Below are 24,172 nucleotides of genomic sequence, written 5' to 3' on the forward strand. Positions count from 1 at the left end.
CAAACAACTATTAAAAAACCACATGCAAAGTTTTAGATCAGAAATAGAAAACCCTTTAGTAGAAAAGGATATCCTAGAGTTAGAACGTAAAATACGTTTGTTTAACGAAGGAAAAATAGATGAAGAACGTTTTAGAAGCTTACGTTTAGCCAGAGGAATTTACGGTCAACGCCAATTTGGGGTACAAATGATTCGTATCAAATTACCGTATGGTAAAGTTACAAGCGAACAATTACACAGAATTGCAGATGTTTCTGATGAATATTCAAGAGGGCGTTTACATATTACCACACGTCAAGATATTCAAATTCACCACGTAAGTTTAGACAGAACCCCCGAGTTATGGGCACAGTTAGAAAAAGACGATATTACGTTGCGTGAAGCATGTGGTAATGCAGTACGTAATGTAACGGCCTCAGAAACTGCTGGAATCGATCCGAAAGAACCATTTGATGTAACACCATACGCACACGCGACTTTCCAGTTTTTCTTACGCAACCCAATCTGTCAAGAAATGGGAAGGAAGTTCAAAATGTCTTTTTCTTCTTCGGAAGAAGATACTGCATTGAGTTTTATTCACGATTTAGGATTCATTGCTAAAACGAAAACAATAGAGGGTAAAGAAGTAAAAGGTTTTAAAGTGTTGTTAGCTGGTGGATTGGGTTCACAACCACGTCATGCAGATGTAATTTATGAGTTTTTAGAAGCAGAGTTGTTAATTCCTACTATTGAAGGCGTATTACGTGTATTTGATCGTTACGGAGAGCGTGTAAAAAGAGCCAAAGCTCGCTTAAAATTCTTGGTAAAAGATTTAGGTGTTGATACTTTCTTAGAATTAGTAGCAGCTGAAAGAAATGCATTAGCGTATAAAACTTATCCAATTGACACAGCTGATTTTGAACAAGACATTGTTTTTGAAACGAACAAAGTTCCATCTGTAGTAATAGAAGATAAAGAAGCGTATCAAAACTGGAAAACAACGAATGTTTTCAAGCAAAAGCAAGAGGGGTTATACGCGATAGGCATTAAAGTACATTTAGGAGATTTTTATACCGATAAAGCACGTTTGTTAGCTGATTTAATCAAGAAATATGGTGCAAATGAGTTACGCTTTACGCTACGTCAAAATATTTTGATTCGTCACGTAAGAGAGGAGTTTTTACCATTTTTCTATACAGAATTAAAAAAGTTAGGTTTTGCAGACGCAGGATATAATAGTTTGAATGATATCACTGCATGTCCGGGAACCGACACATGTAATTTAGGTATTGCAAGTAGTACAGGAATTGCAGCAGAGTTAGAACGTGTGTTAAAAGCTGAATATCCACAGTATGTAAATAACAAAGATATTACCATTAAAATTAGTGGGTGTATGAATGCTTGTGGACAACACAACATGGCGCACATTGGTTTTCAAGGAATGTCTATAAAAGTAGGAAAGTTATTAGCACCAGCTTTACAAGTATTAGTTGGAGGAGGAGTTTTAGGAGAAGGAAATGGTCGTTTTGCTGATAAGTTGATAAAAATACCAAGTAAAAGAGGACCAGAATCTTTACGAATCTTATTAAACAACTTTGAAAGCCATAAACAACCCAATGAAGACTTCTTAAGCTATTACGATAGACAAGGAAAAACATATTTCTATGAGCTTTTAAAAGAGTTATCAGACACCACCAATTTAACGGAAGATGATTTTATTGATTGGGGTCACGATAAAAATTATGTAAAAGCCATAGGGGTAGGGGAATGTGCAGGAGTGGTGATAGACTTAGTAGCAACCTTACTGTTTGAAAGTGAAGAAAAGCTAGAAAATGCTTCACAAGCCTTGAATAATCAGCAATGGTCAGATAGTATTTATCACGCTTATGCAGCTATGGTAAACACTGCTAAAGCCTTGTTAACTGCAGAAGGAGCAAAAACCAATACACAGGCAGGAATCATTACCAATTTTGATGAACTGTTTGTAGCAACAAATAAAATAGAATTATCAAGTTCATTTGCAGAATTGATTTATCAAATTAATAAGAATGAACCTACGGAAGCTTTAGCAAAAGCATATTTAGAAAGTGCAACAGCATTTTATAAAACAGTAGATGTTTATAGAAAGGCAGCCGTAGAAAGTTAAAAAAAGGAGAGTCCAATGAAAAATCAACCGAAATTAACCGTAGTAGGTGCAGGACCAGGAGATGCTGATTTAATCACCTTAAAAGCCATCAAAGCATTAGAACAAGCTGATGTGGTATTGTACGATGCATTGGTGAATAATGAACTGTTAGGATATGTGAATCCGAATGCAGAATTAATTTTTGTGGGAAAACGCAGAGGATGCTATCGATATCAACAAGAACAAATCAATGAGTTGATTGTTGCTAGAGGATTTTCTCACGGACATGTAGTACGTTTAAAAGGAGGTGACCCTTTTATTTTTGGTAGAGGGGCAGAAGAAATGGAGTATGCCGCAAAACATGGATTAGAGGCTGCTGTTGTACCAGGGATTTCTTCTTCGTTAGAAGTACCAGCGTATCAGAATATCCCGTTGACAAAAAGAGGAAGTTCAGAAAGTTTTTGGGTAATTACAGGAACTACAAAACAGCATCAATTATCAAATGATGTTGCTTTGGCAGCAAAATCCAATGCAACGGTTGTTATTTTAATGGGAATGGGCAAACTCTCTGAAATCATTCAGCTTTTTAAGCAAGAAGGAAAGAACGAATTACCAGTAGCCATTATTCAAAACGGAACAACTCCCGAAGAAAAAATAGGAATCGGTACTGTAGATACGATAGAAGAAGTCGTAGCTAAAAATAACTTGAGTAATCCTGCTATTATTCTGTTAGGAGATGTGGTAAATCACAGACAGCAATTACTACAAGTGCAACAAGAAGTAGCTTTAAAAGAAGTGGTATAATGGAAGAAAGAAATAATTTATATCCAATCTTTTTAAAGACTAAAGAACTGGAAGTGCTAATTGTTGGAGGAGGATTTGTAGCAGAAGAAAAACTACGATTTTTATTAAAATCGAGTCCAGATGCTAAGGTAACTATGGTAGCTTCTTTTTTTAGAGAAGAAACTGTTGAAGTAGCTCAAAAAGGTGAGGTGAATATGATAATAGATAGCTATAACGACACGTATTTACAAGGAAAACATTTGGTGATTGCGACAACCGATGTTCCTGAGGTAAATATACAAGTGTATAAAGATTGTAGGAGCCAAAATAAATTGGTGAATGTAGCAGACAATCCACCGTATTGTGATTTTTATATGGGCGGAATTGTAACCAAAAGAAATGTAAAAGTAGCTATTTCAACCAATGGAAAATCGCCAACAACTGCTAAAAGATTGCGTCAGTTTTTTGAAGAAGTAATTCCAGAAGACATCAATCAATTAGTACAAAACTTAAATAGTTATAGAAAAACCATCAAAGGAAACTTTGAACATAAAGTAGAAACATTAAATAAACTGACAGAGAGTTTAGTAAAGTAACGTCATTGCGAACAAAGTGAAGCAATCTGTTAGTCGATAAGTAGATTACTTCGTATTCCAATTCATTGGAATTCTCGTAATGACAAAATAAAGAGAACATGATACAAACAGATATGTTAATTATTGGAGCGGGTCCAACAGGACTATTCACTGTTTTTGAAGCAGGATTGTTAAAATTGATTTTGTGTGGATTCCACGAAGCAACACTAATGTGTCAAAGTGCTTATAAACGTATTCATCCAGATAAAAAATATGTGATGAAATATACTACTGTTGGGGGTGTAGACGGTTTCGACGGAACAAGAAAAGAAGCACCAAAAGCGGTAGTAAAAGCAATTGAATAATTGAGGATTAGGATGAAAGTAGTTAGGAGTTGAGCGGATAAGTTTGTTGTAATTACAAGTTTTAAATAAAAACTCCTTCACCAACAAAACTAAAATAGCCTACCTAACTACTGATTCCTTTAAGAAATTGTTACAAATGGATAATCAAGACATCAATATAAAAATAACTGACCGTGATGGTGTAATGCATGGGGTAGTTGCTCCGACAGATATGGCAATGAACTTAATGGAAGTAGTTCGATCATACGAATTAGCTCCTGAAGGAACTATTGGAATCTGTGGAGGAATGGCGATATGTGCCTCGTGTCAATGTTATGTAAAGTCGAATCATGAATTGCCAGAAATGAATGATGATGAGGATGCAATGTTAGCAGAAGCATTTCATGTAGAAGAAAATAGCCGATTAGGATGCCAGATTCAAATGACGTCTGAATTAGAAGGACTTGAAGTTGAGCTAGCTCCAGAAAGTTAGTTATTTTTTGTAAAAAATTAGTAAATGCAATTCAAACAATACGATTTATCATTAAAAGATGATGTAGAAAACTTTACAAAACAATTATTTTACGCATTCTTTAATGATGCGTGCCAAGAAAAAGCAAACCGTTTAAAAGAGAAGTTTATAAAAATTTTAAACGGGTTAGCTATTGAAAATGCTTCGGAAGCATGGGCAGCATACCAACAAACGTTTTGTGAAATACGAAAAAAGTTAGATTTAGATGCTAAGGCATTTGAAAAGACTGATCCAGCCTGTAAAAGCTTAGGTGAAGTCTATTTAGCCTATCCGGGTTTTCATGCGATTGCTGTGTATCGATTGAGTCATGAATTGTATAAAATGGAAATTCCGATTTTACCAAGAATGATGAGCGAATATTCACACGGATTAACAGGAACGGATATTCACCCAGGAGCAACCATTGGCGATTCGTTTTTTATAGATCATGCAACAGGAATTGTGATTGGAGAGACCACGATTATTAAAGAAAACGTAAAAATATATCAAGGAGTTACCTTAGGAGGAATTCAAGTAAAAAAAGAATTAGCATCCACAAAAAGGCATCCAACGATTGAAAATAATGTAACCATTTACGCCAATGCAACTATCTTAGGAGGCGATGTAGTGATAGGAAGAGATAGCATTATAGGTGCAAATGTTTGCGTAACCACCTCTTTTTCAGAAGGATCTATTGTGACCTATGAGTCAGAGAATAAAATAACCACTAGAAAATCCTATGTTAAATAATGTAGGTAGAAAAGTAACCATGAAAACTAAAACGATAATAGATAGCATAGGAAATACACCTCTAATAGAAGTTTCTAACATCCTTCAAAAAGAAGGAGTGAAGTTATTGCTAAAATTAGAAGGAAACAATCCTGGTGGAAGTGTAAAAGACCGAGCAGCCTTTAATATGATTGCTGAAGCTATTAAAAGGAAAAATATCCGTCATGGAGACTATTTAGTAGAAGCAACTAGTGGAAACACAGGAATTGCGTTAGCGCTCATGGCAAAAATATTAGGAGTAAATATGGTTTTGGTTATGCCAGAAAACTCTACGGAAGAACGTGTAAAAACGATGCGTGCTTACGGAGCTGAGGTTATTTTAACTGATGCAGAAAAAGGTATTGAAGGTTCTAGAGATGTCGCCTTAGAACTACGCTATAAAAAAGGGTATTTTATGCTAAACCAGTTTGAAAATACTGATAATTGGAAAGCACACTATAAAACTACAGGTCCGGAAATTTGGAACGATACAGAGGGAGAAATAACTCATTTTGTATCGGCGATGGGAACTACAGGAACCATCATGGGAGTTTCTACTTATTTAAAAGAACAAAATCCAGAAGTACAAATTATAGGAGCACAGCCTAAAGATGGAGCTAGAATACCAGGAATTCGTAAGTGGTCGCCAGAATACCAACCAAAATTCTTTAATAAAAGCAAGGTAGACCAAATCGTAGAGTTAGATGAAAATGACGCTAAAAATATGACTAGAAAGTTAGCGCAAGAAGAAGGTGTTTTTGCAGGTATGAGTAGTGGAGGAGCGGTACATGCAGCTTTGGAAATAGCTCAAACCATTGAAAAAGGTGTAATTGTAGCGGTTATTTGCGACAGAGGAGATCGCTATTTATCTTCGGATTTGTTCCAGTAAAAGACTAGTATTCCTTAGAAGGAAAGCTTAACAAGTGATTTAATTTAAAAAAAGCTTATATTCCTGCATAATAGGGAATATAAGCTAAATTCTATTTATATAAAGTAGAGATTAAGTAATTAAAATCATGATCGTTGTTAAGTGGTTGTTTAACAATTGGTTAGGATTAAAATTTCTATTTTCACCTATAAGTTGTCCATTAATATCATATGCTGTATATTTTTTCTCTCCATTTACTAACTCATAAAAATAAATGAAGTCTCCCTTGGCTTTTAATCCATGTAGATTTAAATCATCTACTATTATATTCCATTTATTATCATAAACCATATATGATTTAGGGGTTAAATTGTACCTTAGAAAAATAACTTCGTTTTTTGAATTATCTTCTAAATATAAAAGGATTGGTTTGTATCCTTTTTTGATGTCTTTAAACTCTGTCTAGTCCTGAAATATGGCTACAGGTTAAAAATTGATTTAGGCTGTTTTTAAATATACCATATTGGGTGTTTTATAATCTAAAGATACATGTAATCTAATTTGGTTGTATAGATTAATAGCACTTTTTGTTGCTCTTTTTGCGTGTTGTACGCTATCAAAGGTCTGGTCGAGATAGAATTCGTCTTTTAGGATGCCGTTTACACGTTCCGCAATAGCGTTTTCGTAGCAATGATTTTCTTCTGTTATACTAATTTTGATGTTTTTCTCTTTAAAATTTGTTTGTATACATTACTACAATACTGTATTCCTCTGTCCGAGTGGTGTATAAGGTTCTGAGTGTTTTTAGCTTGATATAAAGCCTTTTTAAGCGCTCTGACACAACCGCTAAGTTCAAGGCTATCACTAAGGTCATAGCCAATGATTTTCCTTGAATACATGTCGGTTATGAGCGCCAAGTAACAAAATCCTTTTACAGTTCTGATATAGGTAATATCAGATACCCAGACTTGATTAGGTCTATTAACAAGTAAATCTTTGATGATGTTTTTATGTTTATAGAACCTATGGAAAGAGTTGGTAGTTCTATAGCTAGGTTTCTTTCTGGTTATAAGCATATTGTGTTTTCTAAGGATGTTGAAAAGCGTGTCTCTGCCTACTTTGAGGTTAGTTTTATCAAAATCGTTTTTCAAAGATATTTTGAGTTTACGTACACCTTCTCTAGGCAAGGATCTACGTTTTTGGTTTACAATTTGAATGACCTGTTGTTCAAGTTTTAAACGTTTATCAGCTCTGTATTTATACTTGTAATAAGCATCACGTTTAATCCCGAAAGGCTTACAAATAGTGGTTAAAGACGCAAATCCTTTAGCTTTGTCTTTAGTTTTACTTACCGCTCTATATTTAACTTTTTTTTTAGTTCGGCAACCGATTTATAACCAAGGTCTTCTGCAGCCACTTCCAGGTATGAATCTTGAATCATCGCATCCAAGTCTTTCTTTAACAACAATTTTTTAAGTTGTTCAATCTCTTATTGAAGTTCTTTTATACGTGTTATTTCGTCTTTAGTTTTCACTGTTATTCTAGTGTTCATAAGGTCTTCATAGTTGTACTTCTTAATCCATTCATTAATGGTAGTTGGTGCAATACCATACGCCTTACCTAATTGATACTTGTTTAGTTTTCCGGTTGTAAGTTCGTCTAAAATTTTCAGTTTAAAAGGTTCTGAATACCGTCTGATGACTTTGTCGTTTTTATACATAATGTTTAAAATTACGTAGCCTTTATTCAGGACGGGTCAAGCTTGTGTACAACGGTTTCGGCTATGAGTAGTTGCGTGGTTTAGCACTTAACTTTGCAAGTACGCACCAAACTGAAAATCCGCGAGGATTTTCAGAAGTAGGCTAGAACAAGCAATTACTTATAGCCATTGTTACCTGCAGTATTTTTTGTTGCTTTTAACTTGCCTTTTCGTAGTAGCCACTTAAATCGGAAACGATACATTCTTCGCAATTTGGCTTTCTCGATTTGCAGATGTTCATACCGTGCTGTATCAGCCATTCGTGAGCGTGTTTTTTGTATTTTTTCGGTGTCAGTTCGTTGATTTCGTCAGCGGTCTGTTCATTAGTTTTGGTGTCCACAATTCCAAGTCGGTTCAAAACTCTGTGAACGTGTGTGTCAACTGCGATGGTGTCGCCACCAAAGTTAAAGTTCATTAAGATGTCCGCACATTTTCGTCCAACGCCTTGTAATTCCAAAAGTTCTTTTTCAGTACGTGGGACTTTCCCATTGTGCTTGTCAATCAGTTGTTGGCACATTTCTTTTAGATGTTTTGTCTTTCTGTTGTAGTGTGCAACCGGCTTAATCAACTCGGTCAGTTCATCATCGCTTAAGTCCAATATTTCTTTTGGCGTTGTGGCTTTTTCGTAAAGAGCATTGCAAGCTCTGATTACCCTTTTTGTGTGGGTCATTGTCGAGAGCATTACTGACACCAAACTTTTAAAATCGGTACTGTTCAGTCCGTTTTTTTTCCACTCGTTGTCGTTTTCAGCGAAGATTTCGTATTCGTCGCTTAATTTCTCGTAAATTTTTGCAATTTTCTTTTTTGCCACTTTTCAAATGTTTAGTTAAGTAATTGATTAATAATTGTGTTTATTTTATCTATCTGTTGTTCCTCTGTATTTTGCTCGTATATGCTATCAATAATCTCTTTTTTTTTCTTATCGTTTAGAGCTTGAAATTTGTCAAGTACGCCTGCATCTTTAAAACATTGAAAAATTTCTAAATCTTCGTTTATTCTATTTTTTGTGTGTAAAAATAATGTTACCATAACTTTGTCTCCACCACCTTTGCCAATCTTATCTCTGATTTCCTTGTTTATGGAAATCATTTTATCCTTTTCCTTGCGAGGAGCCAAATTCATTGATTTTAACTGGTAATTGTCTATTCTTCCTGAAACTTTTAGTGAGCCCCATTTGCCCTCAATTTCGGCAGTATTTGGAATAACAATATGATAGGTCCAAGCACCTTTGCCTCGTTCATATATTAGTTCGAGTTGTTTATTGTCAATCAGTTTTTTCAATGTCCATCGGTTTTTTCATATTGTAGGTAACTCGTTATAAAAGAACAAAAACTACTTTTATCCGTATATATAAATGTGATAAACGGAAGTTTAGCAATTTTATTCTTCTTGTTTCAAGCATCTAATATAAAACAAAATTATGTTGTTGCCTAGTAGTAAAAGTGCTCTTTTTCATTTAGTTATTTAATTATGAAAATAAAAATTGGGTAAATAAAAAATAATACGATAACTTTGCTCCGTTTATTAACGTATTGATGTTATCAAGAAAGGTGGAGGGAATAGACCCTTTGAAACCTTAGCAACCCTTTGTGCAAACAAAGAAGGTGCTACATTCTACTGCTTTGGCAGAGAGATAACGAAAAGAATTTTCTTTCCTCTTTTCCTGATAACATTACACTAAATATCAGGAATGTCAAACATTTATCAAGAAATACAAAAACGAATTCTTGTGCTCGATGGCGCTATGGGAACCATGCTTCAGGAATATAAATTTACTGAAGAAGATTTTCGTGGAGAACGTTTTAAAGACTATCCAACACCGTTGCAAGGAAACAACGATTTGTTATCCATTACACAACCCGAAGCCGTAAAAGAAATACACAGAAAGTACTTTGCGGCAGGAGCAGACATTGTAGAAACCAACACTTTTTCAGGAACTACCATTGCCATGGCAGATTACCAAATGGAAGATTTGGTATACGAGTTAAATTACCAATCTGCTAAGATAGCCAAAGAAGTAGCAGAGGAGTTCACAGCAAAAGAACCGCACAAACCTCGTTTTGTAGCAGGTTCTATCGGACCTACCAATCGTACGGCAAGCATGTCATCAGATGTAAATGACCCAGGGTACAGAGCGGTAACTTTCGACGAGTTACGCACTGCTTATATGCAACAAGTAGAAGCTTTAATTGATGGTGGTTCAGATATTTTGTTGGTAGAAACCGTATTCGATACCTTAAATGCCAAAGCCGCTTTATTTGCCATTGAAGAGATAAAAGCGGAACGAAATATAGAAATTCCTATCATGGTTTCAGGTACAATAACCGATGCTTCAGGAAGGACGTTATCAGGACAAACAGCTGAGGCATTTTTAATTTCTATCTCTCATATTCCGTTGTTATCCGTAGGATTTAATTGCGCTTTAGGAGCCAATTTATTACAACCACACTTAGAGGCAATTGCTTCTAAAACGGACTTTGCCATTTCTGCACATCCAAATGCTGGATTACCGAATGCCTTTGGAGAATATGACGAAACTCCTGAAGAAACTGCCAATCAGATAGAAGAATATTTAAAGAAAAACTTAATCAATATCATAGGTGGATGTTGCGGTACCACGCCTAAGCATATTTCGGCTATTGCAGCAGTAGCAGCGAAATACAAACCACGTCATGCTGAATTTATTTCGGTATCACATAAGAGTTAGTAAATGAGTGAGGAAAGAAGATACATGAAATTATCGGGGTTAGAACCACTGATTATTACTCCAGAAAGTAATTTTATTAATGTAGGTGAACGTACAAATGTAGCAGGATCGCGTAAATTTCTTCGATTGATAAAAGAAGAAAAATTTGATGAAGCCTTGGCAATTGCACGTCATCAAGTAGATGGAGGAGCGCAAATCATCGATATTAATATGGATGATGGTTTGATTGAAGGGAAAGAAGCAATGGTACGTTTTTTAAACTTGATAGCTTCTGAACCTGATATTGCCAGGGTTCCTATTATGATTGATAGTTCTAAATGGGAAATTATCGAAGCTGGTTTACAGGTAGTACAAGGTAAATCGGTTGTAAACTCTATTTCTCTAAAAGAAGGAGAAGAAAAATTTATTTGGGAAGCTACCCAGATAAAAAGATACGGAGCTGCTGTAATTATCATGGCTTTTGATGAAGTAGGACAAGCAGATACTTACGAGCGAAGAATTGAAATTGCGGAACGTTCCTATAGAATATTAGTGGATGTTGTTGGTTTTCCGCCAGAAGATATCATTTTCGATTTAAACATTTTTCCTGTAGCTACGGGAATGGAAGAGCATAGAAAAAATGCATTAGATTTTATAGAAGCTACCCGATGGGTACGTGAAAATTTACCGCATGTAAGTGTCAGTGGAGGAGTAAGTAATGTATCATTTTCATTTAGAGGAAATAATGTCGTTCGAGAAGCGATGCACTCGGTATTTTTATACTATGCTATCAAAGCAGGGATGAATATGGGAATTGTGAATCCGACGATGTTAGAAGTCTACGATGATATTCCGAAGGATTTATTAGAACATATTGAAGATGTTGTTTTAGATAGAAGAGACGATGCTACAGAACGTTTATTAGAATTTGCTGAAACGGTAAAAGGAACTAAAAAAGAAAGCAGTGAGCAAGTTTTAGAATGGAGAAGTTTACCACTACAAGACCGTATTACACATTCTTTAGTAAAAGGAATAGATGCTTTTATAGAAGAAGATGCTGAAGAAGCACGTTTGAGTGTAGCAAAACCACTACATGTAATTGAGGGACATTTAATGACGGGAATGAATGTAGTAGGAGACTTGTTTGGTACTGGAAAAATGTTTTTACCACAAGTAGTAAAGTCTGCCCGAGTAATGAAGAAAGCGGTAGCCTATTTGAATCCTTTTATTGAAGCAGAGAAAAGCGAGGAGCAACAAGCTATCGGAAAGATATTGATGGCAACGGTAAAAGGAGATGTGCATGATATTGGTAAGAACATCGTATCTGTAGTATTAGGTTGTAACAATTATGAGATTGTAGATTTAGGAGTAATGGTTCCTCCAGAAAAAATCATAGAAACCGCTAAAAAGGAGAACGTAGATGCGATTGGTTTAAGCGGATTGATAACACCTTCGTTGGATGAAATGGTGTATTTAGCCAAAGAAATGGAACGTCAAAATTTGGAAATTCCTTTATTAATAGGAGGAGCAACAACTTCTAAAGCACATACTGCTGTAAAGATTGATACGCAGTATAAAAATGCAGTGGTACACGTAAACGATGCATCAAGAGCGGTAACTGTAGTAGGAGATTTACTAAATAAAGAAACCTCAAACGAATATGTTGCCAAGTTGAAGAAAGATTACGAAGAGTTTCGAGATAAATTCTTAAAACGAGGAAAACAGAAGCACTACATCCCAATTGAAGAAGCTAGAGAGCGAAAATTCAGAATAGATTGGGAGACTACTAACATTACTAAACCAAAAGAACTAGGCGTACAAAAATTAGAACAAGTAAGTTTAAAAGATTTGGTACCATATTTTGATTGGAGTCCGTTTTTTCGCTCGTGGGATTTACATGGGAATTTTCCTGATATTTTAGAAGATGAAGTAGTAGGAGTAGAGGCAACCAATTTGTTTGCAGATGCTCAGAAGATGTTACAACTCATCATAGAAAAAAAAGCATTAAAACCTAAAGCAATCTTCGGTTTGTTTGAAGCAAACACAATTAACGACGACGATATTTCAGTTCAAAAGAAAGGAAAAGAAATCGCAGTGTTTAGAACCTTACGTCAGCAATTAAAAAAGCGAGAAGGAAAACCAAGTTTTGCTTTGGCAGATTTTATTGCTCCAAAGGAAATTGAAAGAACGGATTATATAGGGGCTTTTTGTACTGCCATTTTTGGAGCTGATGAATTAGCGCTACAATACAAAGAAAATCACGATGATTACAATGCTATTATGGTACAAGCCATTGCTGATCGTTTTGCTGAAGCTTTTGCTGAATACTTACACCACAGAGTTAGAACGAAACATTGGGGCTATGCATCCGAAGAAAACTTAACCAATAATGAATTGATAAAAGAAGCGTACAAAGGAATTCGTCCAGCACCTGGATATCCTGCATGCCCAGATCATTTAGAAAAAGAAACAATTTGGCAGCTTTTACAGGTAGAAGAAAACATAGGTGTAAGCTTAACAGAAAGCTTAGCCATGTGGCCAGCAGCAGCCGTTTCAGGATATTATTTTGCCAATGAAGAAGCTAAATATTTCGGGTTAGGTAAAATAACAGACGACCAAGTAAGAGATTTTGCAGAGCGAAAAAATATACCCTTAGAAAAAGCTAGAAAATGGTTACATCCAAACATATCAGACAATTAATAATAACTTTAAAATAAATAAACAAAAGAGCGTATTTAATTAACAATAAGTTTTAAGTTAGGTAAACTAAAAACTACAAAACAGTAGTAATATTGCCATATAAAAAAAATCAATAAAATTAGACAAATGAAAAAGTATAATTTAGAGATTCGATTTGCAATACAGCTACTGATAATGGCAGCAATATCGTTAATTGCAGCTTCATTGGTATAGCTAAATACGCCTTTGTAAGCCATACTTATGAAGGTAACTGAGCACATACAAAATGCTAACGGAACATCGTTGTTTTCGTTTGAAATTCTTCCACCGTTAAAGGGAGATACGATTGATTCAATATTCAAAAATATTGATCCGTTAATGGAGTTCAATCCGCCGTTTATAGACGTAACCTATCATCGTGAGGAATACGTGTATAAAGAGTTAGGAGACGGACTCTTAAAAAAGCAAGTAGTAAAAAAACGTCCAGGTACAGTAGGTATTTGTGCGGCGATTCAAAATAAATACCAAGTAGATGCTATTCCTCATATTTTATGTGGAGGATTTACCAAAGAAGACACTGAAAACTTCTTAATTGATCTCGATTTTTTAGGAATTGATAACGTAGTTGCATTACGTGGTGATGCAGTAAAAAGCGAAACTTATTTTAAGCCAGAAAATGATGGACATGCATACGCAAGTGAGTTAGTTACACAAATAGAGAACTTAAATAAAGGAAGATACTTGGATGATAATTTGCAAAACTCATCAAAAACCGATTTCTGTATTGGAGTAGCTGGATATCCTGAAAAACATATGGAAGCACCAAGTTTAGATTCTGATATTCACTTTTTAAAAAAGAAAATTAAAAACGGAGCAAATTATGTGATAACACAAATGTTTTTTGATAATCAAAAGTATTTTGAGTTTGTAAAAAAATGTAGAGAAGAGGAAATTATGGTTCCTATTATTCCGGGATTAAAACCAATCTCAACCAAAAAGCAATTGAATTTAATTCCGCACCGTTTTAAAGTTGATTTACCAGATACTTTGGTAAAAGAGGTTGTGAATTGTAAGAGTAATGCAGAAGTACGACAAGTAGGAGTAGAGTGGTGCATTGCTCAAAGTAAGGAATTACAACAAAAAGGAGTGCCTATTTTACATTATTATTCAATGGGAAGATCAACAAATATTCAAAAAATTGCTGAAGGAGTTTTTTAAGATAAATCGTCATTTCGAACCGAGTGAAACGAAGTGTGAGAAATCTTAAGAGTATGAGTTACTTGTTTTAATGAGATTTCTCCCTTCGGTTGAAATGACATACTAAAGTGTACTTTCATAATGAGGATGGTAACAACGTGGTTATCTCATTAAAAAACGTATGTTTTTGAGGTTTCTTTTTGTTTGAAATTTAGGACATTGAGCGCAGCCGAAGCGTTATTTCTGAATAGCAACAAACTTCTCCTGAATAATTTGCGCCACAGTTTTGTTTTCTATTTTGCTTTCCAACCACGAAAGAATATCCAAATACAAAAAAGCTCTTTTTTCATAAGGATGATGCTCGTATACTTTTAAACGGTCATATATTCCTTTAAATTCCTTTTTTATTTGGTGCGGATATACATCTCCCAATGCTTTTATAGAAGAAATAAACTCTTTTTGAACCTCTTGTAAATTTTCCATTTTTAGTAAAAAACGATAGGTATCTTTAAACTGACGTTCCAAATCATAATCCAAGCCACATTCGTAATGAGCAATTAAAGAAAGCACCCTAGCAAAACACTGTAAGTCATTAGCTACTTGAATATTTTTAGGTTTAATGATCTTATTTAAATACAAAATACACTCTTTGTTTTTACCCATACCAAAGTACAAACAAGCAATTTTATAGTAAAATACAACGATATGATGATTATCAAGACGATCCTTATAACTATTAATCTTATCGTTAATAATAGCCACTAAGTATTCACCCTCAGAAAAACTACCCTCTAAGAAATGTAAGTGCAATTTGTTAGCATAATAGTATAGAAAAGTTAAAATTTCAGTATTACTATTTTGCGGAATACTTTTTTCTTTAATTTCCTTTTCAAATAAAGAAAGCTCTTCTTTAAACTTATCATAATGCTTTATAAAAAATAAGCTCTCTAATAAGTAGTTTTTCCCTTTTAAATAAAAAACAGGATGCAAAGAAATATTCTTAGTATCATGCTTAAATAAATCTACCCATTTGTTAGCATACTTATAACACTGTAAAAAATCCTGCGTTAAAAAGCTATGCCACAAATGTGCTTTGTATAACCATAATTTTTCTCTAAAACCCAAGTCTTCATACGTATATTCAGGAAGTTTAGAGTAAAAATAAGTATTCACTCCTTGCAGCTCTTCATCGTTTTTTACGTAGCCATTTTTCAGCAACGTACCATACAATTGTAATGACAGATTAGATAACTTACTAGCAATAACATTTTGCATACTAAGCTCTTTTGCTTGAACAGTTAATTCGTCAGAACGTGTATCAATACTTCGGGTTATATACTGACTTTCAATAACCTTTTCAAGCTCAACAATTTCATAGGCAATATTCTTCTCTTCATTCTCAACCGCCATATTTTTTGCTTTGTCAAGCAGCTTTAAACTCTGTTTGTATAGTCCTTTTTGATATAAAACAGTAGCAAAATCTAACTGCTCACGTATTTGAATTCGAATGTTTTTATGAGAAGGATTCATACGAAGACTAATAAGTATTTGCTTGTATAAATGTGATTTTAAGTTAGATAATTGCTGTTTACTAACCACACCGCTATCTATAATGGCCCTTTCGTTATAACTCTTTTCTTTTTCAAGCAATTTAAAAAGCGCAAAAAATTTCGCATCTACATTACCCCCTAAACGACCAACATATAAATTAAACTGACGCTTTTCTGACTTTGATAAAGACTTTATCAAAACAAACAAAGCGTCATTTTGTTGATTGGAGAATGTATTTTTCTTACGCATAACTTTTTGTTTTTCAGTGGTTTATTTTTGTTTTTTGTTGTTTTGATATCGTAACTAACCCATTAAAAAAGAGCTTGCTAGAAAAGCCAATATATACATTTGGTTTTTATTTTGATAATCATAGTTAGATTTATGCAAAGCGATAAAATTCAAATTTTCGATACCACATTACGAGACGGAGAGCAAGTTCCAGGATGTAAATTAGATACCCAACAAAAACTAATTATTGCAGAAAGGCTCGATTTTTTAGGAGTTGATGTAATTGAAGCAGGGTTCCCAGTATCAAGCCCAGGAGATTTTACTTCGGTACAAGAAATAGCTAAATTAGTTAAAAATGCTACTGTTTGCGGATTAACAAGAGCCGTAAAAAAAGATATTGAGGTAGCAGCAGAAGCTTTAAAATTTGCTAATAAGCCTAGGATTCATACGGGGATTGGTACCAGTGATTCACATATTCAGTATAAATTCAATGCTTCGAAAGAAGAAGTGATTAGGCGAGCAAAAGAAGCTGTTTCGTATGCTAAAAACTTTGTAGACGATGTAGAGTTTTATGCAGAAGATGCAGGTAGAACCGATAATGCTTTTTTAGCTAAAGTTTGTGAAGAAGTTATAAAATCAGGAGCAACAGTATTGAATATTCCTGATACTACAGGATATTGTTTACCTGAAGAATATGGAGCAAAAATTAAATACCTAAAAGACAATGTAAAAGGGATTGAAAATGTAGTTATTTCATGTCATTGTCATAACGATTTAGGATTGGCTACAGCAAATTCTATTGCAGGAGCTATCAATGGTGCACGTCAAATAGAATGTACGGTTAACGGAATAGGAGAGCGAGCAGGAAATACAGCTTTGGAAGAAGTGGTGATGATTTTAAAGCAGCATCCATATTTAAACCTCCAAACAGATATTAACACTAAATTACTATACGATACAAGCATGATGGTTCGTGAACGCATGGGAATGCCTGTGCAGCCTAACAAAGCTATTGTAGGAGCAAATGCCTTTGCTCATAGTTCAGGAATTCATCAAGATGGAGTAATCAAGAACCGTGAAACCTATGAAATTATTGACCCAGCAGATGTAGGAGTTACAGAAAGTGCTATTGTATTAACTGCAAGAAGCGGAAGAGCAGCCTTGGCTTACAGAGCAAAAAAGATAGGGTATGAATTAACTAAAATTCAGTTAGATACAGCTTATAAAACATTCTTACAATTTGCTGATAGACAAAAAGAAGTAATCGATGAAGATATTCATCAGATTATGAAACATGTAAATAAAATTTCAAAAATAGCCATAGCTTAATGGGAAAGACATTATTTGATAAAGTATGGGATGCGCATATGGTGGATACTGTTAAAGACGGACCACAAATTTTATATATAGACAAACATTTAATTCACGAAGTAACGAGTCCGCAAGCATTTAACGAGTTAAAAGAACGTAATATTCCCATTGCACGACCAGACAAAACAGTAGCAACAGCCGATCATAATACGCCAACCGTAAATCAACATTTACCCATAAAAGACAAACTGTCAAGGCATCAACTAGAGCAGTTAACACAAAACTGTAAAGTAAATGATATTACTTTATATGGTTTAGGACATCGATATAATGGAATTGTACATGTAATGGCTCCCGAGTTAGGAATTACGCAACCAGGAATGACTATGGTTTGTGGAGATAGTCATACATCAACACACGGTGCTTTTGGTACCATTGCTTTTGGTATTGGAACAAGCCAAGTAGCTCAAGTATTTGCAAGTCAATGTTTGTTATTAGAAAAGCCAAAAAGTTTGCGTGTAAATGTAAACGGTAAGTTGAAAAAAGGAGTGCTACCTAAAGATGTAATCTTGTATATCATAGCACAATTAGGAACAAATTCAGGTACAGGATACTTCTGCGAATATGCAGGAAATGTGTTTGAAGAAATGTCTATGGAAGGACGTATGACTGTGTGTAATATGAGTATTGAAATGGGAGCCAGAGGCGGTATGATTGCTCCTGATGAAACCACTTTTGAATATGTAAAAGGACGTGAGTTTGCACCAAAAGGAGACGAGTTTGATAACAAAGTAGCCTATTGGAAAACATTAAAGACTGATAAAAGTGCAAAATTTGATAAAGAATACACTTTTAAGGCAGAAGACATAGAACCAATGCTTACCTACGGAACCAACCCAGGAATGGGAATAAAAATTTCAGAAAATATTCCCCAGTTTAATGATGTTTCCTTTGAAAAGTCATTACAGTATATGAACTTTAAAAAAGGAGAATCATTAATTAATACACCCGTTAACTATGTATTTATAGGAAGTTGTACTAACTCAAGAATAGAAGATTTTAGAGTGGCAGCAAACTATATAAAAGGAAAACAAAAGGCGGCGAATGTAAATGCGTGGTTAGTACCAGGGTCACAACAAGTAGCAAAACAAATAAAACGAGAAGGATTACAAGAAGTTTTTGAAGCAGCAGGATTTCAATTACGACAACCAGGGTGTTCAGCATGTTTAGCAATGAATGACGATAAAATACCAGAAGGAGAATACTGTGTATCAACCTCAAACAGAAATTTTGAAGGACGTCAAGGACAAGGAGCAAGAACCATTTTAGCAAGTCCGTTAATGGCAGCTGCTACAGCTGTTGAAGGAAAAATTACTGACTTTACAAAAGAATTAAACTAATGGATAAATTTGTTAAACTAATAGATACCGCAGTACCACTACCAACCGAGAATATAGATACCGATCAAATTATACCCGCACGATTTTTAAAATCAACCAATAAAGAAGGATTCGGGGATAATGTATTTAGAGATTGGCGTTACAATAAGAATGGTAGTTTAAATGAAGACTTTGTGCTAAATAACCCAAATTATGCAGGAAGTATCTTAATAGCAGGAGATAACTTTGGTTGTGGTTCAAGTAGAGAACACGCTGCATGGGCTTTAGCGGGTTACGGGTTTAAAGTAGTCATCAGTAGTTTTTTTGCGGATATTTTTAAAGGAAATGCACTTAATAATGGAATATTACCAGTACAAGTACCTAAAGAATATTTAGTAAAACTGTTAAAAAAAGTAACTGAATTACCTGACACAACTATTATAGTGGATTTAGAAAATCAAGTACTAAAAACACCTGTGGGTAATGTAGATTTTGAAATCAATACATACAAAAAGCTATGTATGATAAATGGTTACGACGATATAGATTTTTTAATCAGTAAAAAAGATAAAATAACAGCTTTTGAAGCAACAATGAAATAAAAAGTAAAAAAATGAAGTACAATATAACGGTAATACCAGGAGATGGAATAGGACCAGAAGTAACAGAACAGGCAAAAAAAGTGCTTAGAGCTGTTGGTAATGTGTTTGACCACACATTTTTATTTACAGAAACATTAATGGGAGCCTGTGCTATTAATAAAACAGGAAACCCGTTGCCAGATGAAACCATTGAATTGTGTAAAAAGAGTGATGCTATTTTATTTGGTGCTATTGGAGATCCAAAATACGATAATGACCCTACAGCAAAAGTACGTCCTGAACAAGGGTTGTTACGCTTGCGAAAAGAGTTAGGGTTGTTTTGCAATGTGCGTCCAGTAAAAGCATATGACACGTTACTTCATAATTCACCATTAAAGAAAGATAGAATTGAAGGAACCGATATTACTATTTATAGAGAACTGACTGGAGGAATTTATTTTGGAATTAAAGAATTAAGTGACGACGGACAGCATGCTTTTGATGGTTGTTCTTATACTGTAGAAGAAATTGAACGAATGGCGCATTTAGCCTTTCAAGCAGCTCAAAAAAGACGTAAAAAACTAACATTGGTAGACAAAGCTAATGTATTAGAAACGTCAAGGTTATGGCGAAAAGCAGTAACAGCATTGGCTACACAATATCCAGATGTTAAAGTTGATTTCTTGTTTGTAGACAATGCTGCAATGCAATTAATTTTAAATCCAAAACAGTTTGATGTAATTTTAACAGAAAACCTTTTCGGAGACATACTTTCAGATGAAGCAAGTGTAATAGGAGGTTCTATAGGTTTGTTAGCATCAGCTTCAGTAGGAAAAGAAAATGCATTATTTGAACCTATTCATGGATCTTTCCCACAAGCAAAAGGAAAAGATATCGCGAATCCATTAGCATCTATTTTGTCAGCAGCAATGCTATTAGAACATTTAGGTTTAATGCAAGAAGCTAAAGTAGTAGAAGTAGCCGTTCAAAAATCATTAGAATTAGGAATTACTACCGAAGATATCAATTCAGAGAGTCCATTTTCTACTAGTAAAGTAGGAGATTTTATAGCAGATTATATCTATAATCAAGAAGATAGTGATATGAATTTCCAAAATATACACATGGGGCAAAGTACAATTATTTAAACAATTAGTTATTTTTTTGCAGAGAAAGGCTACTTATTTTATAGGTAGTCTTTTTTCTTTTAAAGAAGAACTTCACGCGTTTATCAGAAAATTTCCTGAGTTCATAAAATAGCTGTTTTTAAAACGATATGGCTGAAATACTTTTGACATATAAATCATAAAAAACTATAAAAAAATGAATACAAAAAGGGAACTTATATTTTTAATAACCCTTGGTTTGAAAGAAGAACCGGACGCACTTAAGTTCCAAAAAAGAAGTAATACCCTTACGGGCGACGTCAGATAAAAGTAGTGCGTACAGTAGTTGCGTTATTGAAAGTAATAACACTAATTTGTAACAATAAAAAAATGTAAATGATTGAAATCAAAAGGATGAAAATAAAATTATACAATACTCAGTTTAGGGCAAAAGGAAGACTAGCGTCGGTTGAAAGACCGCACTAAAAAACTGGCTATATAGTTGTACATTTTATTTGTTTGCTGTTTGCATAACGGAGCAAATCTATAAAATAAATTTTGATAAAAACTAAATAAAAAATTCTATAAGTGTAAGTGATATAAGAGGTTACGAGGTCTTTTTTAATAAAGTTAAATAAAAAAATCAAAAAAAAAATAGGATAACTAAAAAATAATTTCAAATATTTGTGGCATCAAATGAAGAAACAAGTATTAAATATCATTTCTATTATTATTGTCATTGTGATTATTTCGCAAGGATAAGGAAGTGGTATTTTATTATTAAATTATATAAATTTTAAAAAGGCTTCCTAAATTTTAGGAAGTCTTTTTTAGTTACAAAAAACATGAATCAGTTTTTTAACATCGTAGTAATTATTATTGTCATTATTAGCTCTCCACCGAGTTGATACAGATAGTTTTTGCCTATAAGGAAGCCTGTATCTAACTCTAGATACAGGCTTTTTTTATTCCGTGAATATCATAAGATAAAAATATTAATTAATTGATTTTTAATTTATTATGTTTTTAAAAGATAGGTTAGAAATCATTAAAATACTGAAAAGCAGAAACTAAAGTAAAAACCGAAAAATAATTTTGAACAACAAAACAACTAAAAAATGTATTACAACGAAGAAACAGTAATTTTTTACAACGGAGAATTTATCAAAGCCAAAGATGCAAGTGCGAACTTGTACAGCCAGAGTTTACACTACGGAAATGGAGTTTTCGAAGGTATCAGAGCTTATAATACACCCGAAGGAACTAAAATTTTTAAGTCATATGAGCATTACAAAAGGCTTAAGTATGGAGCAGAAGTCATGAATATTCAATTGGATTATTCTGAAGAACAACTTACGCAAATTACTTACGAATTGTTACAGCGTAATGGTTTAAAAGACGCATACATCCGTCCGTTAGTCACTACAGGATCAGATATGAGTTTATTAACTTCTAAAGAGACGAATTCAGTAATACAATGTTGGGAGTGGGGTAAGTACATGGGCGATAAATTACTACGTGTAAAAACATCATCGTTTCAGCGCCCGAATCCGAAGTCATGTTTTGTTGAAGCTAAAGTAACGGGGCATTATGCTAATTCAATACTATCGACTAATGAAGCTAAAAATAATGGATATGATGAAGCATTGTTGTTAGATATGAATGGAAATGTAGCAGAATGTTCTGGAGCGAATGTTTTTATGGAGAAAGACGGAAAGTTATACACACCGCCAAGAGGTCACATTATGGCAGGAATTACTCGTGCTACGGTTATCGATTTATGTAAAGAAGAAGGAATCTTTGTTGAAGAAAAACACTTCACTTTAGAAGAATTAAAAAATTCAGATGCTTGTTTTTTTACAGGAACTGCAGCCGAAGTAGTTGGATTACAATCGTTAGACGATTATCAATTTCCACTAGCGTGGGAAAAATCACACGGATACAAACTAATGAAATTATATAAAGACGAAGTATTAGGCTTACGTCAAACAAGCAAAGCAAGCTAAGATGGAACTAAACAAATTTAGTAAACAAGTAACACAAGACGATACACAACCAGCAGCACAAGCTATGTTGCATGCCATAGGATTGTCAAAATCAGACTTAGAAAAACCATTAATCGGAATTGCAAGTACAGGATATGAAGGAAATCCGTGTAATATGCATCTAAACGACTTAGCAAAATTGGTAAAAGAAGGAACTGAAAATGCCGATTTAGTAGGATTGATATTTAACACCATAGGTGTTTCTGATGGAATTTCTATGGGAACACCAGGAATGCGCTATTCTTTACCTTCTCGTGATGTGATTGCCGACTCTATGGAAACGGTGGTACAAGCGATGTCATATGACGGATTGGTAACTGTAGTAGGGTGTGATAAGAACATGCCAGGAGCCTTAATGGCAATGCTTCGCTTAAATCGTCCATCAGTTTTAATATACGGGGGAACTATTGTTTCAGGATGCCATGAAGGAAAAAAGTTAGATGTAGTATCTGCTTTTGAAGCATGGGGAGAGAAAGTTGCAGGAACGATTACTAAAAAAGAATATCAAAACGTGATAGAAAAAGCATGTCCAGGAGCAGGAGCTTGTGGAGGTATGTACACTGCAAACACCATGGCATCAGCAATTGAAGCTTTGGGTATGAGTTTGCCTTACAATTCATCGAATCCTGCAATTAGCAACGACAAAGAACAAGAATGTGTCAAGGCAGGAGAAACATTACGTGTATTACTAGAGAAAGATATCAAACCATCAGATATCGTTACAAAAAAATCGTTGGAAAATGCAGTACGATTGGTAACGGTTATGGGAGGCTCTACCAATGCTGTATTACACTTTTTAGCGATAGCCAAAGCAGCAGATGTGCAATTTACCTTGGAAGATTTTCAACGTATTTCTGATGAAACTCCATTCTTAGCCGATTTAAAACCTAGTGGAAAATACTTGATGGAGGATGTACATAAAGTAGGCGGTACACCAGCAGTTTTAAAGTATTTACTAGAAAAAGGGTTGTTACATGGAGATTGTTTAACCGTAACAGGTAAAACTTTAGCTGAAAATTTAGCAACAGTTCCAAGTTTAACGGATGGGCAGGAAGTAATTAAGCCAACAGAACAACCTATCAAAGCTACGGGGCATTTACGAATGCTCTACGGAAATTTAGCTAAAGAAGGCTCTGTAGCGAAAATAACAGGAAAGGAAGGATTGTATTTTTCAGGAAAAGCAAAAGTTTTTGAAGGTGAATACGAAGCTAATGACGGAATACGAGACGGAAAAGTTGAAAAAGGAGATGTGGTCGTAATTCGTTATGAAGGACCTAAAGGAGGTCCTGGGATGCCAGAAATGCTAAAGCCAACAGCTGCTATTATGGGAGCAGGGTTAGGTAAAGATGTTGCTCTAATTACAGATGGTCGTTTCTCTGGAGGAACTCACGGATTTGTAGTAGGGCATATCACACCAGAAGCACAAGAAGGTGGAGTAATCGCTTTAGTAAAAGATGGAGATACCATAACCATCAATGCAGAAACGAACACGATTAATCTAGAAGTTTCAGAAGAAGAGTTAACTAAAAGAAAACAAGAATGGATAGCTCCACCTTTAAAAGTGAAAAGGGGAGTGCTATATAAATATGCAAGAACAGTAGCATCAGCATCTAACGGATGTGTAACCGACGAATTTTAATCACAGGGCGATAGCCAGAAGATAAATTTCTTGAGGCTTGCCTAAAGGTGTTTGATTT

The 24,172-nt window shown here is 34.5% G+C and carries 22 protein-coding genes, 1 pseudogene and 1 riboswitch; of the genes and pseudogenes, 16 read left to right on the forward strand and 7 right to left on the reverse strand.

From position 1 onward, the window contains the following. The first annotated feature begins 22 nt into the window (after window positions 1-22). From Q0663_RS09005 to cysM, 7 genes and pseudogenes are all read left to right on the forward strand, one after another. Complete coding sequence (locus Q0663_RS09005) at window positions 23-2,125, forward strand: HEPN domain-containing protein (protein ID WP_299009715.1); 2,103 nt, start codon at window positions 23-25, stop codon at window positions 2,123-2,125. A 15-nt stretch (window positions 2,126-2,140) separates the two neighbouring features. After that, the gene (gene cobA / locus Q0663_RS09010) at window positions 2,141-2,908 is read left to right on the forward strand and encodes a uroporphyrinogen-III C-methyltransferase (protein WP_299009720.1); all 768 of its coding nucleotides are present in this window, start codon (window positions 2,141-2,143) and stop codon (window positions 2,906-2,908) included. Continuing rightward, entirely contained in the window at window positions 2,908-3,483 is a 576-nt protein-coding gene (locus Q0663_RS09015; RefSeq protein WP_299009722.1) for a bifunctional precorrin-2 dehydrogenase/sirohydrochlorin ferrochelatase, read from the forward strand. The genes cobA and Q0663_RS09015 overlap by 1 nt, the downstream gene beginning before the upstream one ends. Before the next feature lie 170 nt (window positions 3,484-3,653). Beyond that, a pseudogene (locus tag Q0663_RS09020) lies at window positions 3,654-3,827 on the forward strand (ferredoxin--NADP(+) reductase); the annotation flags it as partial. A 136-nt stretch (window positions 3,828-3,963) separates the two neighbouring features. Then, a complete protein-coding gene (locus Q0663_RS09025) occupies window positions 3,964-4,299 on the forward strand; it encodes a 2Fe-2S iron-sulfur cluster-binding protein (protein ID WP_299009724.1) in 336 nt (111 codons plus the stop codon). 24 nt (window positions 4,300-4,323) lie between these two features. Beyond that, entirely contained in the window at window positions 4,324-5,067 is a 744-nt protein-coding gene (epsC, locus tag Q0663_RS09030) for a serine O-acetyltransferase EpsC (RefSeq protein ID WP_299009726.1), read from the forward strand. 19 nt (window positions 5,068-5,086) lie between these two features. After that, the gene (cysM, locus tag Q0663_RS09035; protein ID WP_299010727.1) at window positions 5,087-5,974 is read left to right on the forward strand and encodes a cysteine synthase CysM; all 888 of its coding nucleotides are present in this window, start codon (window positions 5,087-5,089) and stop codon (window positions 5,972-5,974) included. A gap of 111 nt (window positions 5,975-6,085) precedes the next feature. Here the strand turns inward: cysM and Q0663_RS09040 are convergent, their stop codons facing one another. The 6 genes from Q0663_RS09040 to Q0663_RS09055 all read right to left on the reverse strand — a co-directional run bounded on the left by Q0663_RS09040 (window position 6,086) and on the right by Q0663_RS09055 (window position 8,993). Then, window positions 6,086-6,304: a hypothetical protein gene (locus Q0663_RS09040; protein WP_299009728.1), complete on the reverse strand. Its 219-nt coding sequence runs from the start codon at window positions 6,302-6,304 to the stop codon at window positions 6,086-6,088. A 147-nt stretch (window positions 6,305-6,451) separates the two neighbouring features. Continuing rightward, on the reverse strand, window positions 6,452-6,700 hold the full coding sequence (locus Q0663_RS12690; protein ID WP_367171450.1) for an integrase core domain-containing protein: 249 nt from the start codon (window positions 6,698-6,700) through the stop codon (window positions 6,452-6,454). Then, window positions 6,658-7,344 carry an IS3 family transposase gene (locus Q0663_RS12695; RefSeq protein WP_367171451.1) on the reverse strand — a complete coding sequence of 229 codons (687 nt, stop codon included), beginning with the start codon at window positions 7,342-7,344 and terminating at the stop codon, window positions 6,658-6,660. The genes Q0663_RS12690 and Q0663_RS12695 overlap by 43 nt, the downstream gene beginning before the upstream one ends. 98 nt (window positions 7,345-7,442) lie before the next feature. Then, window positions 7,443-7,673, reverse strand: coding sequence for a transposase (locus Q0663_RS09045; protein WP_299009731.1), 231 nt, complete (start codon window positions 7,671-7,673; stop codon window positions 7,443-7,445). 196 nt (window positions 7,674-7,869) lie between these two features. Next, window positions 7,870-8,523, reverse strand: a complete 654-nt coding sequence (gene nth / locus Q0663_RS09050; RefSeq protein WP_299009734.1) for an endonuclease III — start codon at window positions 8,521-8,523, stop codon at window positions 7,870-7,872. Window positions 8,524-8,534: 11 nt separating this feature from the next. Then, complete coding sequence (locus Q0663_RS09055) at window positions 8,535-8,993, reverse strand: DUF1905 domain-containing protein (protein ID WP_299009736.1); 459 nt, start codon at window positions 8,991-8,993, stop codon at window positions 8,535-8,537. A gap of 254 nt (window positions 8,994-9,247) precedes the next feature. Next, window positions 9,248-9,352, forward strand: a riboswitch (SAM riboswitch). A 50-nt stretch (window positions 9,353-9,402) separates the two neighbouring features. Here Q0663_RS09055 and Q0663_RS09060 point away from each other — a divergent pair. From Q0663_RS09060 to metF, 3 genes are all read left to right on the forward strand, one after another. Beyond that, window positions 9,403-10,419 (forward strand): homocysteine S-methyltransferase family protein, encoded by a 1,017-nt coding sequence (locus tag Q0663_RS09060; protein WP_299009738.1) that lies wholly within the window; start codon window positions 9,403-9,405, stop codon window positions 10,417-10,419. 3 nt (window positions 10,420-10,422) lie between these two features. Next, window positions 10,423-13,098, forward strand: a complete 2,676-nt coding sequence (metH, locus tag Q0663_RS09065) for a methionine synthase (RefSeq protein WP_299009740.1) — start codon at window positions 10,423-10,425, stop codon at window positions 13,096-13,098. Between the two features lie 240 nt (window positions 13,099-13,338). Continuing rightward, a complete protein-coding gene (gene metF, locus Q0663_RS09070; RefSeq protein WP_299009745.1) occupies window positions 13,339-14,295 on the forward strand; it encodes a methylenetetrahydrofolate reductase [NAD(P)H] in 957 nt (318 codons plus the stop codon). Between the two features lie 216 nt (window positions 14,296-14,511). On the opposite strand, the gene Q0663_RS09075 is transcribed toward metF, so the two are convergent. Next, window positions 14,512-16,074, reverse strand: a complete 1,563-nt coding sequence (locus tag Q0663_RS09075; RefSeq protein ID WP_299009748.1) for a hypothetical protein — start codon at window positions 16,072-16,074, stop codon at window positions 14,512-14,514. Window positions 16,075-16,206: 132 nt separating this feature from the next. On the opposite strand from Q0663_RS09075, the gene Q0663_RS09080 reads away from it, so the two are divergent. The 6 genes from Q0663_RS09080 to ilvD all read left to right on the forward strand — a co-directional run bounded on the left by Q0663_RS09080 (window position 16,207) and on the right by ilvD (window position 24,114). Further along, the gene (locus Q0663_RS09080) at window positions 16,207-17,382 is read left to right on the forward strand and encodes a 2-isopropylmalate synthase (protein WP_299009751.1); all 1,176 of its coding nucleotides are present in this window, start codon (window positions 16,207-16,209) and stop codon (window positions 17,380-17,382) included. Then, complete coding sequence (gene leuC, locus Q0663_RS09085) at window positions 17,382-18,764, forward strand: 3-isopropylmalate dehydratase large subunit (protein ID WP_299009753.1); 1,383 nt, start codon at window positions 17,382-17,384, stop codon at window positions 18,762-18,764. Before Q0663_RS09080 ends, leuC begins: the two co-directional genes overlap by 1 nt. After that, on the forward strand, window positions 18,764-19,345 hold the full coding sequence (gene leuD / locus Q0663_RS09090; protein WP_299009756.1) for a 3-isopropylmalate dehydratase small subunit: 582 nt from the start codon (window positions 18,764-18,766) through the stop codon (window positions 19,343-19,345). The genes leuC and leuD overlap by 1 nt, the downstream gene beginning before the upstream one ends. Window positions 19,346-19,356: 11 nt before the next feature. Further along, a complete protein-coding gene (gene leuB / locus Q0663_RS09095; RefSeq protein WP_299009759.1) occupies window positions 19,357-20,472 on the forward strand; it encodes a 3-isopropylmalate dehydrogenase in 1,116 nt (371 codons plus the stop codon). Window positions 20,473-21,548: 1,076 nt separating this feature from the next. After that, the gene (locus tag Q0663_RS09100; RefSeq protein WP_299009761.1) at window positions 21,549-22,436 is read left to right on the forward strand and encodes a branched-chain amino acid transaminase; all 888 of its coding nucleotides are present in this window, start codon (window positions 21,549-21,551) and stop codon (window positions 22,434-22,436) included. A gap of 1 nt (window position 22,437) precedes the next feature. Beyond that, entirely contained in the window at window positions 22,438-24,114 is a 1,677-nt protein-coding gene (gene ilvD / locus Q0663_RS09105; protein WP_299009764.1) for a dihydroxy-acid dehydratase, read from the forward strand. Window positions 24,115-24,172: the final 58 nt, after the last annotated feature.

It is taken from the genome of uncultured Tenacibaculum sp. (assembly GCF_947504135.1).
Classification (GTDB): domain Bacteria; phylum Bacteroidota; class Bacteroidia; order Flavobacteriales; family Flavobacteriaceae; genus Polaribacter.